We start from the raw sequence: 1,448 nt of genomic DNA, 5'->3' as shown, positions 1-1,448 counted from the left end.
CATTCCTTTTGCAGTAATTTTAGAATCGAATTTTTATGTTTAAAGGTTATAGCGATTTTTTTGGAAATACGGATTAGAACAGATTTAGACTTTTGAATAAAATACGGCTTTGAGTAAAAATTCAATTCATAGATCAAGAGGAGCGATTTCGCTTCTCTTTTTATTTTGAGGAGATGATCATTGTGAAACGAATAGTAGACCAAGCAATTTATGAAAAGCATGTTAGCCAAGAAAACAAAAACCTAGTCAAAGATTTTCTAATCGAAAAGAAAGCACAAGGGAAAGCGGCAAGCACTTTAAAACAATACAATTGGGATTTACGAATTATTTTGTTTCTAATACATGAACACTTCGAAAATAAAAATCTAACTGAATTAACACGTAAAGATATTCGGAACTTATCTATTATTTTTCAAGAGCTGGGAATGTCTAATGCACGTGTGAATGGATTAATGAGTGCATTGCGTTCAGCACTTGAATTTTGTGCGGACGATGATGACTATGAGTATGAATTTAATGTAGGTTCGCGGGTCCGCGGATTACCTAAAAATCCAGTCAGAGAAATTACTTTTATTAGTGAAGAACAAATTGAGTGGTTAATCGATGAATTACTTAAACAAGAAAAATATATGTTAGCGACTTATTTGGCACTTTCTTACTACAGTGCGGCAAGGAAGAATGAAGTTTACCAAGTTCAAAAAGAAGAACTAACAGAACGTTATTTTACGAATGTAGTACGTGGTAAGCGAGGTAAGAAATTCAGATTGTATTATAATCCCCGAGTACAGAAATGTATTCGTTTATATATAGAACAGCGCGGTAAAGATGCTATTCCAGATTTGTTCGTACGAGTTTATAAGAATGGTGAACGGAAACTTTTAAATAAGAGCGTATTTAATTACTGGTGCAAGATATTCGCTAAGATGTTATACGAAAAAGAAGGTAAGGAATATAAAATTAATCCTCACTGTTTTCGTCATAGCAGATTAGATAATTTAAAAGTGCAAGGTGTACCACTCGAAAAATTAAAATCACTTGCTAATCATTCGGATATTTCAACAACACAATCCTATTTAAAAGATAGGAGTGAGGAAGATATTGCAGATATTTTCGGAATGGATCCAAGTTGTTTTGCAGCATAAAAAGGAGATGAAAAGATGGATCGTATTGATGTATTAATGAAAACATTTATAGCTACCTTCGGAGCTTTTTGCGGGTACTTTTTGGGAGGATGGGATACAACATTGAAAGTTCTAGTTATCATGGCAGCTATCGACTATATCACAGGAGTATTCGCAGCAGGATATAACGGTGAGTTGAAAAGTAAAGTGGGATTCAAAGGCATCGCCAAAAAGGTGGTGCTTTTTCTTTTGGTTGGAGTGGCAGCGCAGTTAGATTCAGCGTTTGGCAGCAATAGCGCTATTCGTGAAGCAACAATCTTTTTCTTT

At 34.5% G+C, this 1,448-nt stretch carries 2 protein-coding genes; both read left to right on the top strand.

Annotated features, from left to right (window positions below):
• Positions 1 to 182 precede the first annotated feature (182 nt).
• The gene (locus ACTFR9_RS27535; RefSeq protein WP_229131534.1) at positions 183 to 1,142 is read left to right on the top strand and encodes a tyrosine-type recombinase/integrase; all 960 of its coding nucleotides are present in this window, start codon (positions 183 to 185) and stop codon (positions 1,140 to 1,142) included.
• A gap of 15 nt (positions 1,143 to 1,157) precedes the next feature.
• Positions 1,158 to 1,448, top strand: a 291-nt coding sequence (locus ACTFR9_RS27530) for a phage holin family protein (protein WP_440049082.1), incomplete at its 3' end; no start/stop codon positions are given.

This window comes from Bacillus cereus group sp. MYBK222-1 (assembly GCF_051916425.1).
GTDB classification, from domain to species: domain Bacteria; phylum Bacillota; class Bacilli; order Bacillales; family Bacillaceae_G; genus Bacillus_A; species Bacillus_A paranthracis.
This window is presented reverse-complemented; position numbering and strand designations above follow the sequence as displayed.